This is a genomic window from Methylotenera mobilis 13 (genome assembly GCF_000384255.1).
Lineage (GTDB): Bacteria > Pseudomonadota > Gammaproteobacteria > Burkholderiales > Methylophilaceae > Methylotenera > Methylotenera mobilis_B.
On sequence record NZ_KB913035.1, the window covers coordinates 878,080 to 896,624 of the forward strand.

Sequence of the window (18,545 nt, forward strand, 5' to 3'; positions counted from 1 at the left end):
TCATTAATCTAGGGTTTATCAAAGCTAGTCTAACCAATGAACGGATGCGTGCCAATTTAGCTTTAGGTTCTGGCACCTACATGCGTGCCAATTATGCGTTAGAGCCTCAAAATTTACAGAAGCTATTTGAAGCGAATGTTGGGTTAAAGCTTGCAGATAACCTGTGGATTGATGCTGGCGTGATGCCGTCTCATATTGGATTTGAAAGTGCTATTGGATTAGACAATTGGACAGTTACTAGAAGTATGCTGGCTGATAATTCACCTTATTTTGAAACAGGGCTAAGGCTTTCTTATACATCAGATGATGGCAAATGGTATGCCAGTGGGCTGGTCTTGAATGGCTGGCAGCGCATTCAAAGACCAGACGGCAATACAAGCCCCTCAGTCGGCCATCAACTTACTTATAAACCTAACTCAAAGGTCACCTTGAATAGTAGCTCTTATATCGGTAACGATAAATCAGATAAAGACAGAAAAGTGCGTTACTTCCATCATTTTTATGGGCAATATCAGTTAAATGATCAATGGGGTCTCATCACAGGTTTTGATATTGGAGCAGAGCAAAAAGAAAGAAACAGTAGTCGTTATAACGTTTGGTTTACACCTATACTGATTGCTAAATATAGCTACTCAGATAAACTGAGTTTTGCTGCAAGAGCCGAATACTATCAAGACAAAGACGGAGTGATTGTGACGACTGATACGCCAAATGGCTTTAGAACATTTAGTTATTCAGCCAATATGGATTGGCGGCTATCAAATCACTTTGCAGTAAGGGCAGAGTTAAGAAAATTTCAAAGTAAAGATAAAATATTCGAAGACAACGATAAATTTTCTGATGAAAGCCTGACCGCTACAACAGCAATGATTTTTAATTTCTAGAGGGTGTCCCGAATTTTGTGTAAACGTCGGTTGATTACTGCTGAGGCATCCTCTCTTCAAATTGAATAGTAAACCTATTTAAAGCAGGTTTCCAATCACGTAGTGGCATCGTCCATTTCTTGCTGATGTTTTGCAGCGCCAAGTAGAACAATTTCATCACAGCTTCATCATTTGGAAATGAACCACGGCTCTTCGTCACTTTACGTAAACTCATATTCACCGATTCAATCGCATTGGTGGTGTAGATGATTTTGCGTATTTCTGGTGGGTAATCAAAGAACGGTATGATACGCGCCCAGTTGCTGCGCCAGGATTGTGCAATCGGTGGGTAGGCATCATCCCATCTTACTTCAAACTCAGACAGATATTGTTCTGCTTCATCAATCGTTGACGCGGTATAAACGCGCTTTAAATCAGCAGCCACAAGCTTACGCTTCTGCCAGCCCACGTAATTCAAGCTGTTACGCACCATATGCACAATACACAATTGAACCGTTGCCTTGGGATAGACAGTTTCGATCGCCTCAGGAAAGCCCTTTAGACCATCCACACAGGCAATGAAAATGTCCTGTACCCCTCGATTCTTGAGTTCAGTCACAACACTTAGCCAGAACTTGGCACCTTCGGTCTGGGCGATCCACAACCCCAATACTTCTTTCTCTCCCTGAATGTTGATGCCGATGGCAAGATAGACTGCCTTAGACCTGACCGCACCGGTATCTCGTACTTTGGCATGGATGCAATCCAGATACACCACTGGGTAAATAGCATCCAATGGGCGAGACTGCCATTGCTTCACATCTTCAACCACAGCATCAGTGACCGATGAAATGAGCGTAGGTGACACTTCAGTGCCATACATTTCAGCCAAGTGGCCTTGAATCTCACGCACCGTCATGCCACGCGAGTACAGGGAGATGATCTTGTCATCAAAGCCTGTCCAGCGTGTTTGATGTTTAGGAATCAGTTGCGGTTCAAAACTGGCATCACGATCACGGGGAATCTCAATAGGCAATTCACCGAATTCACCCTTGAGCGTCTTACGGCTTTTACCGTTACGGGCATTGCCAGTGCCATTCATTACTGCTTCGTGTTTGTCATGGCCAAGGTGTTCAGCCATCTCAGCTTGCAGCGCACGTTCAACCAGTGCTTTGGTGAGTTGCTTGAGAAGACCATTCTCACCAATCAGGTCTTCTGGTTTTTTATAGTTAGCTAATAAGCTATCAATTAGATCATTGGGTAATACTTTTGGTATCGTCATTTTTATTCCATTCCTGAAAATAGCAGTTTCCTGCAAAATGACGTTTACACAAAATTATTTACACCCCCAATTTCTAGTCTACACAGTCTCACTTGATGGAATTATTCAGGGCGCAAACATTAATTCCAACTCTAAAGACGGTTTTGGTAGCGATATTCAGGCATAAATGGCAATTGTGATTCTGTTTGGTTTGTTATCTTCAATGTTGTGAACCGCAACTAAATTTTATGTAATCAACTTTAATGTCAAAAAGCAGGTGGCAATTGTAAACATAAAGCACCTGAAAGCTTTCTATCAATCACTATTTAAATTTAAACACTATTTCTAGGTGTGCTTAAAGCATGTTGGTGTGAAATTTAATGTTGTTTATTGATGATGCTCTGTTGTTTATATGGCCTATATACTTACAAATATTAAATTTTTATGACAATCGTCATAATCTCCCAATAAATTTTTTATTTGAACGATAATCATCTAAAGTTGCTATCTATTTAAGTAAAGCTTTTGTAGATGCATATGTCATGCAAATAGTTACTTTGAACATTTTAGGTCAGTAAATTTTGTGTTTCAATAAACTAGCGTTCAAAATAAATTCTATGTGTTATGTAAAGGCTATCTAATGTATTCATTTTTTATGAATTTGAGTGTCAGATCTAGATTGGGATTTAGCTATGCACTCATTATTGGCTTAACAATTTTAATATCGCTACTTTCTTATCAAGGTTTGAAAGGTGTGGAATCTACATGGTCTGATTTTGAGTCCGTCACTTTGCAAAAGCGAGATTACATTGAGAACGCATCAAGTAGGCTTGGTAGTGGTGTCCAGAATTTTAAAAACTTTATCCTTCGTGGCGGGGATTATGAACAAAAATTTAATCATGATATGGATGCAATTGTTGAGTCTGTTAATCAATACAAAGCAGTCGGTCATTTAACAAAAGATGAAACTAGTCCACTAGATAATATTGTTGCAGGTGTTGAAAACTACAAGCGATCAATTAGTGAAGCCGCACAACTTAAAAATAATGGAGTATCAATTGCTGAAATTGATGCCTCTATCAAAGGTGCAGATAAGCCTTTAAATCAGGCTCTTAAAGAATTATTAAAGCTTAATAGTGATAGCACCAAGTCATCGTCACTCGCGTTTTCTAGTGTGGTTAAAAGTACTATATTTCAAATTGAAATATTCGTGTTAATTGCTATTGTTGTGGGGATAGTCACTGCATTATTAATTACCTATTCTATTACCGCGCCTTTGAGTCAAGCCTTGAAAATTTCTCAGAGTATTGCAAAGGGTAATTTAGATTCAAAAATCGATGACTTTTACAATGATGAAACGGGCAAGTTACTCAAAGAAATGCAACACATGAGTCGTGTGATTCAGACAATTGTGAATGAGCTCAATCAGATGTCTAAAAAGCATGATGAAGGTGAAATTGATCATGCGCTTAATGCAGATAAGTTTGAAGGGGCATTCAATACGTTGGTGATTGGAATTAACTCGATGGTTGGTGGCCATATTGATATGAATAAGAAGGCTCTGTCTGTCGTCAATGCTTTTGGTCAGGGAAACTTTAATGCGCCGCTTGAAGTTTTTCCTGGAAAAAAAGTATTCATCAATCACACCATTGAAGACGTGAGAACAAACTTAAAGAGTTTAATTTCAGACGTTAATTTATTAACAGAGGCTGCCCTAGCGGGGAATTTAAGTGTACGTGCTGATAATAGTAAGCATGAAGGTGATTTCCGTAAAATTGTGCAGGGATTTAACGCAACGTTAGATGCTGTAGTTGGCCCTGTACGTGTTGCGGCTGATTACATTAAAAGTTTTGCTGACGGTAATATCCCTGAGCCTATTCATGAGAGCTTTAACGGTGACTTTAATCTTTTAAAGCAGAACATCAATGCGTGCGTGCAAGCATTAAAATCTCTCATTGATGATACGCAAATGTTAGCGGATGCCGCTTCTGATGGGAAACTTTCAGTCAGAGCGGACACTTCAAAACATTGGGGTGACTATAAGAAAATTGTGCAGGGTGTGAATAACACATTAGACTCTGTCATCAGCCCATTAAATGTTGCTGCGCAGTGTATGGACAGTATTGCCAATGGTAATATTCCGAACTTAATTAATGAGGATTACAAAGGTGACTTCATTAAAATTCAAAGTAACCTTAACACGTGCATTAATGCCATTAATCTTCTCATTCAGGATACTAGCAAGTTAGCTGAATCAGCAAAAGATGGAAACATTTATGTACGAGCAGATGAGAATATGCACCAAGGTGATTTTAGAAAAATTGTTGAGGGTGTTAATAATACGTTAGCGCTAATTACTGAGCCTATTATTACTATTAAGCAAGTTGCAGAGTCTGTTAATAATGCTGCTCAAGAGATTGCTTCTGGCAATAATGCCTTGTCACAACGTACCGAAGAGCAAGCGACTTCACTTGAGGAAACTGCTTCAAGCATGGAAGAGTTGGCTTCAACTGTTAAACAAAACGCGAGCAATGCAATTCAAGCTAATCAACTAGCATTAGCTGCATCGAATGTTGCAGTTAAAGGGGGGGAAGTTGTATCAGATGTCATTGATAGCATGAGTGCGATTAACAATAGCGCTAAAAAAATTGAAGATATTATTTCAGTGATTAATGGTATTGCATTTCAAACAAATATTCTTGCCCTTAATGCCGCTGTAGAAGCTGCAAGAGCTGGTGAGCAAGGTCGTGGATTTGCAGTGGTGGCAAGTGAAGTTCGCAATCTTGCTCAACGCTCTGCGAGCGCCGCTAAAGAAATTAAAGAGCTCATTGTAGATTCTGTCACAAAAACCGCGGAGGGTACAAGGCAAGTCGAAGTGGCTGCAAGTACGATGGGGGAGATCGTGGAATCAGTGAAACGAGTCTCGGTGATTATTGGTGAAATTAGTTCTGCATCTCAGGAGCAAAGCCTGGGCATAGATCAGGTAAATACAGCGATTGCAACGATGGATGAGACCACCCAACAAAATGCAGCGTTAGTGGAAGAGGCCGCTGCTACTGCTGAGTCTTTGATGGAGCAGGCGCACCAAATGGTTGAAGCTGTGAATGGCTTTAAAACCTCTGCTACTGAGTTAAGTCAAGTTAAATTAAACAACACTGCCAAAGTTAAATCTAAACAAAGTAGTTTAATCAAATTAGTCAATGTTCGTTCTGCAGTCAATGCAAATAGTCACTCTACAGAAGAGTGGGAAGCGTTTTAAGCTTTAAATTGCAGGGGTAAAGTAGAGGTAGGTTATCTCCGCTACTTTACAAATAACAAATCAGCATAAGGTGTCTGATTGATGTAGCTGTCCGTCATTCAGTCTTTAGTTAAAGCCTTTAAAACTGCACTTAAGACACCCGGATATTTTTGTTCAATTTCCTCAAGTCTTAAAGAGTTCATGTGTTCTGTGCCTTCTATTAAGGTTTGAACAAGACCTGCACCCCGAAGAATTTTGAAGTGATGCGACATGCTGGATTTCGGGCGATTTAAATTAATTTCGCCACATGTCAGTTTTTTACCGGCTTTGGCGAGCAGTGCAATAATCTCTAAGCGAGTCGGATCCGCCAGTGCATACATGATGTCCGTTAATTCGACTTGCTCGATGGTGGGATGTTTAATTTGTCGCATGTGGTAAATCTAACACATTCCCTTTGTAAATTCTATTGTTCTATATTATTCGAACAATGATACAATGCTGTTCATTGCTTCAATAAATGACTTCAGATAAACAAAGGATCACCATGGCAGATTTATTTTCTACGTATCAATTAAAAGACATTGAGTTAAAGAACAGAATTGCAATCCCTCCTATGTGCCAATACATGGCTGTTGATGGCTTGGCGAATGATTGGCATAAAGTGCATTATGCAAGTTTGGCGAGAGGGGGTAGCGGACTGGTGATTGTCGAAGCGACTGCAGTATCGCCAGAAGGACGTATCACGCCACATTGTTTAGGCTTGTGGAATGATGATCAAGCTGCTCAGTTGCGTGAAGTGGCAGCAGCAATCAAAGCGTCAGGCGCTATTCCAGGTATTCAGATTGCACATGCTGGACGTAAAGCAAGTGCCAATATCCCATGGGAAGGCGATGACCATATACCAGCAGAAAATAAGGAAGCATGGCAACCTATTGCACCATCTGCAATCGCATTCGGTGGCGATCTTCCTCGAGTACCAACGGAAATGACAGTTGCAGAAATTAAGCGTGTGCAGAATGACTTTGTTGCTGCTGCTCAACGTGCGTTTGACGCTGGGTTTGAATGGTTAGAGTTACATATGGCTCATGGATATCTGGGTCAAAGTTTTTTCTCACCTCATTCGAATACCAGGACAGACGAGTATGGCGGCAGCTATGAGAATAGAGCACGATTTAGTAAGGAAGTGCTGACTGGTGTGAGGAAGGTTTGGCCAGAAAGTTTGCCTTTAACGGCAAGATTTGGCGTTTTGGAATATGATGGAAAAGATGAAGAGACATTAAGCGAATCTATTCAACTGGTGAAAGAGTGGAAACAACTAGGCTTGGATATGTTGAGCGTGAGTGTTGGATTTACTATTCCACAAACTAACATCCCATGGGGACCGGCGTTTCTAGCACCTATTGCTCAGCGTGTAAGGAATGAAGCTAACATCGCTGTTTCATCGGCATGGGGGTTTGGTGCGCCTAAGCTTGCTGATCAGGCGATTCGTCATGAAGAATTAGATTTAGCGATGATAGGTCGCGCTCACTTGGAGAATCCAAACTGGTCTTACCAGGCAGCAAAAGAGTTAGGAAAGGAAAGTCCTGCATGGGTGCTTCCTCCACCCTATGCGCATTGGTTATCTCGATATAAAAGTCCGACAGCAGACTAAGTATTTTTTATTTAGATAGACGGGTGATTGTATTTACTCACCCCTTAAGTTTTCGACTTAAGCGTGCATTACCGTTAATTTAACGATAAGGTTGTTCATCAAAGTGTGAGAGTTCAATTTCGTACTGAAAAGGTTAACTCATTCATGATTTTAATGACTTGTCGTTCATGATGAGTAACAGCGCTGGATTTGAATGGCGGTGTAATATAGACACATCAACAAACAACTCGTTGAGTTTAAATGAATAAGGAGACTATCATGTGGACAGCACCAGCAGCGACAGAAATGCGTTTTGGATTTGAAGTAACCATGTACGTAATGAATAAATAATCATTACTTGTGTTGCGAGATCACCCAGCCTAGTGCTGGGTTTTTTTATGACTGCGCTAATTACAATTTCATTAATTCAGCATTTATTAGTGCTGTCAGTCACTTCAGATTCATATCCCCATCCATTCAACCATATCATCCACAGAAATTGTTGCGTCAACATTAAAGCACTAGTTAGCATCCGTAAAAGCGAACCAAAGACTGGGCTTCATGCTTAAATGCTAATGTTTTCAACAGTGGCAATAAGCAGGTAATCTTATTTTAATTTGCAGATAATGAGTGAGTTGAGCCTTTTTTGCTACAGTTCAAGGGTTGAGTATTGAGCGATACATTTGAAGTTAATGGGTTTATGGAAGCGGCGCTAAGTAAGTAGTGAAGGCAAAGATAAGATTTTATTTAACTTTGACTCAATCTTTCACTTTGGCATATCTGTGATATTTGTTCCAATTTATGATGAGTGGCTAGATTGCAACACGATTAATCAGTATCTTGTTAAAAAAGCGTTAGTGATTATGTTCATGCCTGTAAAAGATGGTTGCAGGAAAAGCCTGGATATTCCAGATAGAAATTTTTATGTTGTTTTAAAAAGACTTTTTAGAAATATTGTTGTCAGAATCATAGATGACAAATTCACGATTAACCTTTACTAAGTAAAGACATACTAATGCTGATTAGTGTGTGTAAAAACTTTGAAATCACTCAACCTAGAGAATTTCTTGTAATCTATGGTGTTGTGGCAGCGTAGTTAGTAGCATCATTAAAGAAAAGATGTATCACTCATGTTACCAAGTTATGTACTATTGGATTTAGAAACCACAGGCGCTACTCCATTAAAGGACCGTATTACCGAAATTGCACTGATTAAATATGAGGGCAATCAGGAAGTGGCAAGATGGCAAACGCTAGTGAATCCAGAAGTTCCAATCTCCAGCTTTATTCAGCAGCTCACAGGCATTAATAACGAAATGGTGGCTAATGCACCAACCTTTAAACAAATTGCAGGCGAGTTGCTGGATTATTTAAAAGACAGTGTGCTGTGTGCGCATAACGTTCGGTTTGATCATGGTTTTCTTAAGAATGAATTCAAGCGTGTTGGTATCGATTTAAGGCAAAAGGTACTGTGTACCGTGAAGCTCTCACGTAAGCTTTACCCTCAACATCAGAGCCATGGGCTTGATGCAATCATCGCAAGGCATGCACTTGTTTGTGAATCTAGACATCGGGCCATGGGCGATGTGGAGATGATGGTGGGTTTTTTAACAGCAGCCAACCAAGAGCTTGGTAGTGTTGCTGTTCGTCATGCAGCTGAAGCTTTGCTCAAGGGTTCTAAAAGCCTGCCGCCTCATATTGATGCCAATTTGGTTGATAGCCTTCCGGAATCACCAGGCGTTTATTTGTTCTATGGGGATACAAGCCTGCCTTTATATATTGGCAAGAGTGTCAACATTAGGGAGCGCGTGTTATCCCACTTTAGTAGTGACCATGCCTCTACAAAAGAGATGCGGATTAGTCAGGAAATTAAACATATTGAGTGGATAGAGACGGCAGGAGAGTTCAGTGCCTTATTGCTTGAGTCCAAACTCGTTAAAGCGCATCAGCCTATTTACAATCGACAGCTAAGACGAGAGCGGCAGCTTTGCTCATGGCGTATCGCTGAAGACCATACACAATTGCCGCTTGTCACTTTAGTGCAGTTGGATGAAGTTGAGCCAGTAAACTTAGGTCAATTATTTGGAACGTTTAAATCAAAGCGACAGGCGATAGAGGTGTTACGCAAAATTGCAGAGACTCATCAATTATGCCCAAGGCTGTTGGGGCTTGAATCTGGCAAAGGTGCCTGTTTTGCTTATCAGTTAAAGCGGTGTAGAGGGGTGTGTGCAGATAAGGAAACCTCAGCATTACATTTTTTACGTTTGCGACAGGCCATGACTGCACATCAACTTAAAACATGGCCGTTTAAAGGCAAGATTGGTATTCATGAAACGCATCGCTTCAATGATAAATCAGCACTACATTTATTTGAGCATTGGATTTATTTGGGGTCGGTTGAAGATGCGTCAGCATTGGACGAAATAACAACTACTAAATCAGAGATGGTCTTTGAGCTTGATACTTACAAGTTGTTATTAAAAGAGCTCAATAAGCCTAAGTCTAGGGTGAATCTTATTGAGTTTTAATCGACTAGGTTTTAGTACAAAACAGACTTTTACAATTAAAAAAATGTAAACGACTTTAATATTAAAAAATGTTTTGCGGTTCTTAATTTTAAAAGTCGTTTACGTACAAATATCACTATTTCCAATTTTATTTAGAAATTTTTAGTGCTTTAAATTTAATCTGAGTAGTCAACATTCAATGACTTTAATTTGCTCAGATAGCCTGATAAAACGCTCAACGGGTGTTACCCATACAATGCCATCCCCGACTTGTCCTGTATGGCCTACTTCTACAATAATCTGTAAGACGCCTTCGAGTAATTCATCCGGAACAATCATCTCAATATGAATTTTAGGGCTGTAATCAGTGAGTTCTTCTCTGATCCCTTGTGCTGGTTTAGCCACATGGTGGCCACACCCCTCCACTTTACTAATCGTCATTCCCGGAAAAGCCTTAATATTGCGCAGGGCTGAACGAATTTTTGGCAAGCGATGCGGCTGTATAACCGCTTTAATTTCTTTCATAACAGAAACTCCTTTATCTTTTGCATGATTATCTTGTGCATTATGCTTCGATTCTTGATTCTTCAAACCTGCGGTATAGGGTTGGCACCACAACTAGTGTAAGCAATGTGGAGCTGATTAACCCGCCAATGACTACAATAGCCAAAGGACGTTGAATTTCTGAGCCAGGGCCTGTAGCAAATAGGAATGGCACCAGTGCCAACATGGCTACCGTAGCTGTCATCATGACTGGCCTAAACCTTTGTTTGCAGCCTTCCACAATCGCTTCGATCTGACCTCTGCCTTCATCACGTAGTGAGCGTATGTAGGATACTAATACTACGCCATTGAGTACGGCAATACCCCATAAAGCAATGAAGCCAACGGATGCTGGTACAGAGAGGTACTCACCAGTAACCAGTAAAGCAAAGATTCCACCAATAGAAGCAAAAGGCAAAATCATGATAATCATCGTTGCATATCTGACAGAGTTAAACAGTAAAAACAGCAAGAAGAAGATTGCCGCAATGGTCACCGGAACGATAATCATCAGATGGTTTAATGCACGCTCCATGTTCTGGAATTGCCCACCGTATTCGAGATAATAACCGTCAGGCAGCTTGAGCTGCTTATCTAGCGTTTGCTGTAATTCTGCAACAAACCCGCCCAGATCACGATCTCTTACGTTAATTGCCACTACAATACGGCGTTTGCCTAATTCGCGACTAATTTGTGCCGGACCGTCTTTAATTTCGATATTGGCTAAGTCTCGTAATGCGACGCGTGAACCATTTGGAGAGGTGACCAATATATTGCCAATCGCCTCGGTGTTATCCCTAAAGCTTTCAGGAAAGCGAACAGCACCAGAGAATCTACGTTCACCTTCATAAATCTCGGTAGCAACTTTACCGCCAATTGCAGTTTCAATAATGTCGTGAATATCAGACGCATTGATGCCTTGGCGTGCAATTGCTTGCCGGTTGATTGTGATATTTAGGTATTGCTGTCCTGATACTTTTTCAACACGTAGATCGACAGCACCTGGCACTGTGCCAGCAATTTTGGCGATTTCATCAGCTTTATTCTTCAGTTTGGCCATATCGTCACCAAATATTTTTACGGCCACGTCTGATCTAACACCCGTCAATAATTCATCCACACGGTCTGAAATCGGCTGTGCCATGACAATTTGTACACCAGGTAGTCCTTCAGATAACACTTCAGTCATCTTGTCTGCGATATCATCCTGCGTCCAGCCTTCAGGCCATTCGTCTCTTGGCTTGAGGCTGACAATTGGTGTAGATTCGTTCTGAGCCTGAGGGTCAGCGGGGCTTTCCCCTCGTCCAATACCTGACATTGCAGATTTAACACCCGGTACTTTTTCCATAATCAGCCGCATTGCCTCATTCTCCATCTTGATAGACTCTTCAAGTGAGATATTAGGTACACGGTTAATACCCGGCACAATAGAGCCTTCTTTCATTTCAGGAATGAATGAGGTGCCAAGTAGCGGTACAACCATTAACGATACAACGAACACTGTTGTTGCCGTTGCAATGGTTTTTTTATCATTGGCTAGTGTCCAGTTAAGTAGCTTCAAGTAAGGGGTTTTAATCGATTGAATCAGCTTAGTGTCTTCACCAGATCCACCCTTAAGAATGTAAGAGCAAAGTACTGGTGACAAGGTTAGTGAGATGACGAGTGATACAAATAGAGCGATTGCAATCGTCAGTGCCAAAGGTGCAAACATTTTGCCTTCCATGCCCTCCAGTGTCATCAACGGCAGGAATACTAAAATGATAATACCTACCCCAAACAATACTGGCGTGCCGACTTCAGTGGCGGCTTCCAGCACAACACGTACTTTGCTCTCACCTTGTCTGTGCCCTAAATGGTGGAATGCATTTTCAACTACCACCACAGAGCCATCGACCATCAGACCAATCGCTATCGCCAAGCCACCCAATGACATCAAGTTTGCCGAAATGCCGTAGTGATTCATCGCCATAAACGTAATCAGCGGTGTCAGGATGAGCGTTGCAACAACAATCACGCTAGAGCGCACATCTCCCAAAAACAGGAACAGAATAAAAACGACTAGCACGATGCCTTCTATCAGTACTTTAGTGACTGTAAACAGCGCTGCATCGACTAATTCGCTGCGGTCATAGTAAGGCGCAATCTGTAAGCCATTTGGTAACATGCCTTTATCATTGATTTCTTTTACACGCTCTTTAACTCGGCTTACCACCTCTTTGGCGTTGCCTGCTCGCATCATAATGACAATGCCACCCACCGATTCGGTATAGCCATTTTTCATTACTGCACCAACGCGCACTTCATGCCCAAGCTTGACTTCTGCCACATCTCGCATAAAAACTGGGACACCGCTCTGCTCTTTTAGAACGATATTACGGATGTCATCCAGATTTTCAATCAGACCGACACCCCGAATCAGATACTGCTCGGCAAATTGTGGTAAAACACCGCCGCCACTATTGGCATTGTTTTTAGCTAATGCAGTATAAATATCTTGGAGTTTTAGGCCATAGTGATTCATGCGATCTGGGTTGACCAGTGCCTGATATTGTTTAACATATCCACCTTGTGAGTTGATTTCTGCAACCCCGGGAATGCCACGCAATAGCGGCCTGACAACCCAGTCCTGAATAGCACGACGCTCCGTTAACTCTTCAACAGAAAGCTCTTTTTCACCATCGCTAGGCTTATCCAACGTGTATTGGTAGATCTCACCCAGGCCTGTTGCTACAGGGCCAAGAATTGGAGTTACGCCCTGAGGCATTTTTTCCATCACCTCCATCAGCCTTTCCATGACCAGCTGGCGAGCAAAATAAACATCGGTGTTATCTGTAAAAACCAACGTAATTAAAGACAAGCCATTGCGATTAAGTGAGCGCATTTCTGTCAGGCCCGGTAAGCCAGTCATCGAAATTTCTAAAGGTACAGTGATAAAGCGCTCAACTTCTTCTGGTGACTTACCTGTTGCTTGTGTCGCAATCTGCACTTGTACATTAGTAACATCTGGAAATGCATCAACAGAGAGTCTTTGTAATGCGAACACACCTGCAATCATTAGTGCGACTGCAAATACCATTACAATCAGTCGCTGCTTGAGCGCAGCACGAACTAGAGATTCAATCATGCGTTACTCCAATTCTTTGCGTTTACGTTCATTGTTAACATGGAATGCGCCATCAGCAACCACGACTTCTTCCTTAGACACACCATTCACGATGGTCACCATTCCTTCATGTTCTGATCCCAGTTCAACTTCACGTAAACGGAACTTGTTTGGTGCCAGTTGCACGTAAACATAGGTGGTATCGTTTTCTCTCACAACGCTTTGTAAAGGCAATGCCAACTTTTGTTCAGGATGGGATTGAATCAGCATTGATACCAGCATGTCTGGCTTAATTTCACGATTATCGTTTGTCAGATCAGATCGTACTGTCACAGTTCTGGTTTCAGGGTTAACCACATCACCTTCGTAAATAAGCTTGGCTTTATATTGTTTATTACCCAAAGCTGGAATCTCAACCACGACTTCTTCATCAACCTGAATCAAATCTATCTGCTGTTCAGGAACTTCAGCAACTACCCAAACATGAGAAAGATCCGCGATGATAAATAGCTCCTCCGCTGGCTGAACCACTTGCCCTAAGTTAACTTTGCGGTTAATGACCGTACCAGAAATGCGTGACACCACGTTGCTGTAAGAACGAATCTGTCCTGTTTGGGTTAGTTTTTCAACCGCGGACTCGCTCATTCCCAATACCAATAACTGGTCACGTGCCGCATTGAGTTCAGCTTGTGCCGCACTCAGCTCTGCTTCTCTACGTTGTAGTTCTGCCGCGCCAATCACGTCAGCTTCTTGCAGCAAGCGTGCACGCTCTACGGCCTTAGTTTGCAAGCCAATCTGCTGAGCAGCTTTGATATACACTAGTTGGTTTTGTGCTAACTCTGTACTGTTAAGTGTTGCTAGCACTTGCCCGTTTTTAACATTTTGGCCAAGTGTGGCCTCAATATCTTTGATGCGGCCAGTCACTGACGCACCGATTCTCGCCATACGCTGTTCATCCACCTGTATTGTCCCGGGTACGCGTAAAGTCCCACGCATTTCGATATTGCCAACGGTATGTAACTGAATCTGCTTTGCTAATTGCTCTGTAATTTCCACAATATTTGGATCAACTATCGTAGCTTCAGCTGGCGTTTCTTCTTTTTTTTCATTACATCCTGCTAATAAAAAGCTAGCTGTCAATAAACTAAGAAGTAGTTTTTTTGTTGGTAAAGGGTTTGAAAACATAGATGTAGCAGTCATTAGGATTTAACCTCCAAAAGTTCGTGGCCAAGCAAACGTTCAATTTCTAGCATGGTATTAATATATTCATAACGGGCAGATAAGTAGTCTTTTCTCACAACACGTTTGGTACGCTGTGCATCAAGGTAATCAAGTATCCCGCGCTCACCAAAACGGTAAGCAGCTTCAGCCACCTTCAGTACTGACTCAGCCTGAGATAGCAGACCTTGCTCAAATGCGGTGACTTGTTGCTGTGCAATTAAATAGCGCTGATAAGCTGACTCAATATCACGTTTAATCGCTAACTCACGCTCATTTAAAACCGCATTGACTTCCCTGACCTCAGCTGCTGCCTGTGCAATAGGGCCACTACGCTGGTCCCAAACCGGCAGTGGTATTAGAATGCCCAGTCTCAATTGGCGTAAATCAGGGTCTTGTTCAATGCCTGCCCTAACTGTTAATCCAGGGTTACGTAATTGCTCCTGCAATCTCAGGTTTGCCTCAGAAGTTTTGATAGCGGCACGGATCTGCCTCAACTGCACAGCGTCATTGATTAAGTCACGAATCTCGTCAATGCTCGGCAAACTTGAGCTTAAGGGTAACCCACCACTGAGGTGATAGTCCTCTGGGACTGCTGCGCCAATTAAACCGCGAAGATAAGCTTTTGCTTCAACAACTCTTACTCTTGCAGACTGAAAGTCTCGCTCAGCCGCCAGTGCTTCAGTATCTGCTTTGATGAGTTCATATTTTGGAGATTCACCCACGTCGACACGTAATTTGACCCGCTCTCGAATATCTTTTAGTAAGTTACGATCAGCCTCAGCAATTTCTAATACTGCCTGACGTTGCAGTACATCATAAAACGAACTCTTTACACGTGTACGCACATCCATTTTTGTAAGCTCAATGCCAAGCGTGGCTACTTCAACGTTCTTCTCTGCCACCTCTCTTTTAGCATTACGCACACTTGGAAAGTCTAAAGGCTGTGATATCGCTACGCCCCAGTTACGTTTATTACCTTGACCGCCTGGCGTTATGTAATTTGAAGGGCCAGCGCCAATTTCAAATTGTGGGTTAGCATAGGTGCTTGCTGTGATAACCGATGCAGTAGCGGCGTCTTCACGAGCCTTTGAAATGTTGATGGATGGATTTTGTTCTGTAGCAATTCTTACAATCTGTTCCAAAGTGAAACTTTGTGCTGAATATGCTGTGTGGCTAAACATTAAGCCAGACAATAAAAAAATAACGGAATTTAAGTATCCCATTTTTGAGCTTTTTAATCGCTCACTTGCACTAAAACTATGCATAAACAGTTTTCCTGAATGAAAATTGGTAACCAGTTAATCGTGATTAACTGAATTACAAAAATTATTAAGATTGATTTTGCGCTGTACAACACACATGCCTGTCGAATAGGCATCGTGCTGATAAGCAACGGCAGAGTATGACTATGCCTGCAAGCCTAATGGTTAAGCTTGCAAGAATTAAGCCATCTTTAGATGAAGTGCACGGGAGGTCTTATGTGAACCAACTGGGTTGGCTCTTGATAGCTTGCGCTATCGAAGTGGTAAACAGAACTTTTTTTCAGAATTTGATGATAGATAACCCTGGAAATAGCGATGTCATCAATAGAGTCACGGCTATTATCTTTATCAAGTTGCACGACTGTTGCAAAGTCCTTGCTCTGTGTATCAAAGTGATTAACAGCCAAATGCTGATTTAAAACAGATACCAAAACTGCTATTAATCCTATGATGAGTAGCAGTTTTTTGAAAATTGTTTGAATCTTTTGCATTTGTGATTAATTTGATTTTTATCAGAAAGGTACTTTTGCACGCCTAAAGCGATCAGAAGTCATATTAAAAGCTACAACTATTGTAATGAGCCTGTATTTATTTAATAAAGATAGGTACTTCGCAGCGATTTTATTGGTTAGCTAGTAAGGTCAACAAAGGATTATATTACATTATTGCTAATTTCTTAAAACGACCAAGGGATATCATTTCAAGATGCCGTTCGAAAATTGATGCCTAGTCATTGAACTACCGCAGTATCACCATCAAGTTATTTTTAAGGCGGCCTCGCAGAATTTAGCGTCGCTATTGCTTGCTTGAGGGCGCAAGGCTATTTCAGTAGTTAGCTAGTATTTATTTCTAATGTTAAACTTTATCGGTGAGGACGACCTTGCTGTGATGACCATGAGTGGGACGACCCAGTATTTTTGTGAGGTATTGAAATGAGTTGGACTATTCTGATAGTGGCAGGGTTGTTAGAAGTAGTATGGGCTATCGGCCTAAAGTATACCGATGGATTCACAAGGCTTTGGCCAACCGTTGTGACTTTATTGGCAATGGTGTTGAGCGTTTGGTTACTTGGAATTGCAATGAAAACATTACCTGTGGGTACCGCCTATGCTGTCTGGGTTGGGATTGGCGCAATCGGCACTGCGATATTAGGAATCTTCCTGTTTTCAGAATCTGCCAGTATCGGTAGGTTGCTTAGCTTGTTACTGATTTTTGCTGGTATTGTTGGATTGAAATTATTTACGTCATAATCGGTTTAGAGAATCACCCAGTTAACGCTAAAGTTTCTGATGCGTAATGTATTTCTAGCAATAAAGTATCAGATGATGATGTTATGTTTAGCCATTGTGAACAAACACTCTTAACGCCCTTGTTGATGGCGCCTCTATTTTTAAGCTAATAGGTAAATGAGATATATCTTAAAAATGAGCTTTGAATTTGATTAGGGAAAAACTGATGATATTACCTAAAATACTAATCTTTATATGCGCTTTGGTTTTATCGATGAGCGCATATGCGGAGAAAATCAACATCGCTGCAGCGGCTGATCTTAAATTTGCCATGGATGAAATTGTGGCGAAATTTCGAGAGGTAAACGCTAAAGATGATGTTGATGTGATTTATGGTTCTTCTGGCAAGTTTTATACGCAGATTCAACAGGGAGCACCTTACGACCTATACTTTTCTGCGGACATTGCTTTTCCTCGCGAATTAGCGAAAAGTGGGTTCAGTTTTTCTGAGGTGATTCCATACGCTTTTGGGCGCATTGTGCTTTGGAGCGCCACAATGGAAGCCAATAAAATGTCGTTAGATAGCCTGACAAGCTCTAAAATTAGCCACATTGCGATTGCTAATCCCAAGCATGCACCTTACGGTAAGCGTGCTGAAGAAGCACTACGTGCCAGTCGCTTATGGGAGAGGGTTGAACCTAAATTGGTCTATGGGGAAAATATTGCCCACACTGCGCAGTTTGTGCAAACGGGCAACGCCCAAGTGGGGATCATCGCTTTATCTTTAGCGTTGAATCCAGCGCTTGCAAATAAGGGTGGGTATTGGCTAATTCCAGATACGTTGCATGCGCCACTGGAGCAAGCTTTTATCATCACCAAACGCGCACAAGGAAATGACCTCGCTAAAAAATTTGCTGATTACATGCGCAGTAGTGCAACGCGTACCATCATGACAAAATATGGCTTTGTACTGCCTAACTAAATTACTGGTCAATCAATAGAACATGATGCATCTAACACCTAGTGATATACAAGCCATATGGCTAACCATCAAGTTAGCAGGGGTTGTTACGCTGATTTTATTGTTAATCGGTACCCCTATCGCTTGGTGGTTAGCTCGCACTAAAGTGTGGTGGAAGCGACCAATCGGCGCCGTTATCGCATTGCCCTTGGTGTTGCCGCCCTCTGTGTTAGGTTTTTATTTATTACTCGCAATGGGCCCCAATGGACCAGTAGGGCAATTTACCCAAGCGCTGGGTATTGGGCATTTACCATTCACTTTTTGGGGCTTAGTGATTGCTTCTATTTTTTACTCCCTGCCTTTTATGGTTCAGCCACTGCAAAATGCTTTTGAGGCGATAGGTGAGCGCCCATTGGAAGTTGCCGCAACATTGCGCGCCTCACCGCTTGATGCATTTTTTACAGTAGCTGTACCCTTAGCACTACCGGGATTTATCACGGCCTCTATTTTGACTTTTGCGCACACCGTTGGTGAGTTTGGTGTGGTGCTGATGATAGGGGGCAATATTCCTGGTGAGACCCGCGTGGCCTCGGTGCAAATATATGACCATGTGGAAGCTTTGGAGTATATGCAGGCGCATAGCCTTTCAGCAGTAATGTTGATATTTTCTTTTGCGGTATTGCTGTGCGTATACACATGGCGGCCAAGCGTAAAGAGAGTCGGGTAG

Annotated in this window: 16 protein-coding genes; 9 read left to right on the top strand and 7 right to left on the bottom strand. The window is 41.8% G+C overall.

Annotated elements, in window-relative coordinates:
* Positions 1–2 precede the first annotated feature (2 nt).
* Positions 3–884: a porin gene (locus A391_RS13705; protein ID WP_272912510.1), complete on the top strand. Its 882-nt coding sequence runs from the start codon at positions 3–5 to the stop codon at positions 882–884.
* A 34-nt stretch (positions 885–918) separates the two neighbouring features.
* On the opposite strand, the gene A391_RS0104305 is transcribed toward A391_RS13705, so the two are convergent.
* Positions 919–2,145: an IS256 family transposase gene (locus A391_RS0104305; protein ID WP_019897592.1), complete on the bottom strand. Its 1,227-nt coding sequence runs from the start codon at positions 2,143–2,145 to the stop codon at positions 919–921.
* Between the two features lie 37 nt (positions 2,146–2,182).
* On the opposite strand from A391_RS0104305, the gene A391_RS14680 reads away from it, so the two are divergent.
* Together A391_RS14680 and A391_RS0104310 are read left to right on the top strand one after the other, a co-directional pair.
* Positions 2,183–2,311, top strand: coding sequence for a hypothetical protein (locus tag A391_RS14680; RefSeq protein WP_272912501.1), 129 nt, complete (start codon positions 2,183–2,185; stop codon positions 2,309–2,311).
* Positions 2,312–2,764: 453 nt separating this feature from the next.
* The gene (locus A391_RS0104310) at positions 2,765–5,383 is read left to right on the top strand and encodes a methyl-accepting chemotaxis protein (protein ID WP_019897594.1); all 2,619 of its coding nucleotides are present in this window, start codon (positions 2,765–2,767) and stop codon (positions 5,381–5,383) included.
* Between the two features lie 98 nt (positions 5,384–5,481).
* Here the strand turns inward: A391_RS0104310 and A391_RS0104315 are convergent, their stop codons facing one another.
* A complete protein-coding gene (locus A391_RS0104315; protein WP_019897596.1) occupies positions 5,482–5,793 on the bottom strand; it encodes an ArsR/SmtB family transcription factor in 312 nt (103 codons plus the stop codon).
* 113 nt (positions 5,794–5,906) lie between these two features.
* On the opposite strand from A391_RS0104315, the gene A391_RS0104320 reads away from it, so the two are divergent.
* From A391_RS0104320 to A391_RS0104330, 3 genes are all read left to right on the top strand, one after another.
* Positions 5,907–7,013 carry an NADH:flavin oxidoreductase/NADH oxidase gene (locus tag A391_RS0104320; RefSeq protein WP_019897601.1) on the top strand — a complete coding sequence of 369 codons (1,107 nt, stop codon included), beginning with the start codon at positions 5,907–5,909 and terminating at the stop codon, positions 7,011–7,013.
* Positions 7,014–7,271: 258 nt separating this feature from the next.
* The gene (gene pqqA / locus A391_RS14290; RefSeq protein ID WP_019899917.1) at positions 7,272–7,343 is read left to right on the top strand and encodes a pyrroloquinoline quinone precursor peptide PqqA; all 72 of its coding nucleotides are present in this window, start codon (positions 7,272–7,274) and stop codon (positions 7,341–7,343) included.
* A 779-nt stretch (positions 7,344–8,122) separates the two neighbouring features.
* Complete coding sequence (locus A391_RS0104330; protein ID WP_019897604.1) at positions 8,123–9,520, top strand: exonuclease domain-containing protein; 1,398 nt, start codon at positions 8,123–8,125, stop codon at positions 9,518–9,520.
* Between the two features lie 168 nt (positions 9,521–9,688).
* On the opposite strand, the gene A391_RS0104335 is transcribed toward A391_RS0104330, so the two are convergent.
* The 5 genes from A391_RS0104335 to A391_RS0104355 form a co-directional block, all read right to left on the bottom strand.
* Positions 9,689–10,024, bottom strand: a complete 336-nt coding sequence (locus tag A391_RS0104335) for a P-II family nitrogen regulator (protein ID WP_019897605.1) — start codon at positions 10,022–10,024, stop codon at positions 9,689–9,691.
* 40 nt (positions 10,025–10,064) lie between these two features.
* Positions 10,065–13,166, bottom strand: a complete 3,102-nt coding sequence (locus tag A391_RS0104340) for an efflux RND transporter permease subunit (protein ID WP_019897607.1) — start codon at positions 13,164–13,166, stop codon at positions 10,065–10,067.
* Between the two features lie 3 nt (positions 13,167–13,169).
* Positions 13,170–14,345, bottom strand: coding sequence for an efflux RND transporter periplasmic adaptor subunit (locus A391_RS0104345; RefSeq protein WP_019897608.1), 1,176 nt, complete (start codon positions 14,343–14,345; stop codon positions 13,170–13,172).
* Positions 14,345–15,508, bottom strand: a complete 1,164-nt coding sequence (locus tag A391_RS0104350) for a TolC family protein (protein WP_232416137.1) — start codon at positions 15,506–15,508, stop codon at positions 14,345–14,347. The genes A391_RS0104345 and A391_RS0104350 overlap by 1 nt, the downstream gene beginning before the upstream one ends.
* A 311-nt stretch (positions 15,509–15,819) precedes the next feature.
* Positions 15,820–16,119: a hypothetical protein gene (locus A391_RS0104355; RefSeq protein WP_019897610.1), complete on the bottom strand. Its 300-nt coding sequence runs from the start codon at positions 16,117–16,119 to the stop codon at positions 15,820–15,822.
* Positions 16,120–16,560: 441 nt separating this feature from the next.
* Between A391_RS0104355 and sugE the strand changes: the two genes are divergently transcribed.
* From sugE to modB, 3 genes are all read left to right on the top strand, one after another.
* Complete coding sequence (gene sugE, locus A391_RS0104360; RefSeq protein ID WP_019897611.1) at positions 16,561–16,878, top strand: quaternary ammonium compound efflux SMR transporter SugE; 318 nt, start codon at positions 16,561–16,563, stop codon at positions 16,876–16,878.
* Between the two features lie 253 nt (positions 16,879–17,131).
* A complete protein-coding gene (modA, locus tag A391_RS0104365) occupies positions 17,132–17,839 on the top strand; it encodes a molybdate ABC transporter substrate-binding protein (RefSeq protein ID WP_019897613.1) in 708 nt (235 codons plus the stop codon).
* Positions 17,840–17,861: 22 nt separating this feature from the next.
* The gene (gene modB / locus A391_RS0104370; protein ID WP_019897615.1) at positions 17,862–18,545 is read left to right on the top strand and encodes a molybdate ABC transporter permease subunit; all 684 of its coding nucleotides are present in this window, start codon (positions 17,862–17,864) and stop codon (positions 18,543–18,545) included.

What these genes read in the sequence shown, in the direction of transcription:
- modA (WP_019897613.1), top strand. Translation starts at nt 17,132, where the DNA reads ATGAGCGCATATGCGGAGAAAATCAACATCGCTGCAGCGGCTGATCTT.
- A391_RS0104335 (WP_019897605.1), bottom strand. Translation starts at nt 10,024, where the DNA reads ATGAAAGAAATTAAAGCGGTTATACAGCCGCATCGCTTGCCAAAAATT.
- A391_RS14680 (WP_272912501.1), top strand. Translation starts at nt 2,183, where the DNA reads ATGACGTTTACACAAAATTATTTACACCCCCAATTTCTAGTCTACACA.
- A391_RS0104345 (WP_019897608.1), bottom strand. Translation starts at nt 14,345, where the DNA reads ATGACTGCTACATCTATGTTTTCAAACCCTTTACCAACAAAAAAACTA.
- modB (WP_019897615.1), top strand. Translation starts at nt 17,862, where the DNA reads ATGATGCATCTAACACCTAGTGATATACAAGCCATATGGCTAACCATC.
- A391_RS0104305 (WP_019897592.1), bottom strand. Translation starts at nt 2,145, where the DNA reads ATGACGATACCAAAAGTATTACCCAATGATCTAATTGATAGCTTATTA.
- A391_RS0104315 (WP_019897596.1), bottom strand. Translation starts at nt 5,793, where the DNA reads ATGCGACAAATTAAACATCCCACCATCGAGCAAGTCGAATTAACGGAC.
- sugE (WP_019897611.1), top strand. Translation starts at nt 16,561, where the DNA reads ATGAGTTGGACTATTCTGATAGTGGCAGGGTTGTTAGAAGTAGTATGG.
- A391_RS0104330 (WP_019897604.1), top strand. Translation starts at nt 8,123, where the DNA reads ATGTTACCAAGTTATGTACTATTGGATTTAGAAACCACAGGCGCTACT.
- A391_RS0104355 (WP_019897610.1), bottom strand. Translation starts at nt 16,119, where the DNA reads ATGCAAAAGATTCAAACAATTTTCAAAAAACTGCTACTCATCATAGGA.
- A391_RS0104320 (WP_019897601.1), top strand. Translation starts at nt 5,907, where the DNA reads ATGGCAGATTTATTTTCTACGTATCAATTAAAAGACATTGAGTTAAAG.
- A391_RS0104310 (WP_019897594.1), top strand. Translation starts at nt 2,765, where the DNA reads ATGTATTCATTTTTTATGAATTTGAGTGTCAGATCTAGATTGGGATTT.
- A391_RS0104340 (WP_019897607.1), bottom strand. Translation starts at nt 13,166, where the DNA reads ATGATTGAATCTCTAGTTCGTGCTGCGCTCAAGCAGCGACTGATTGTA.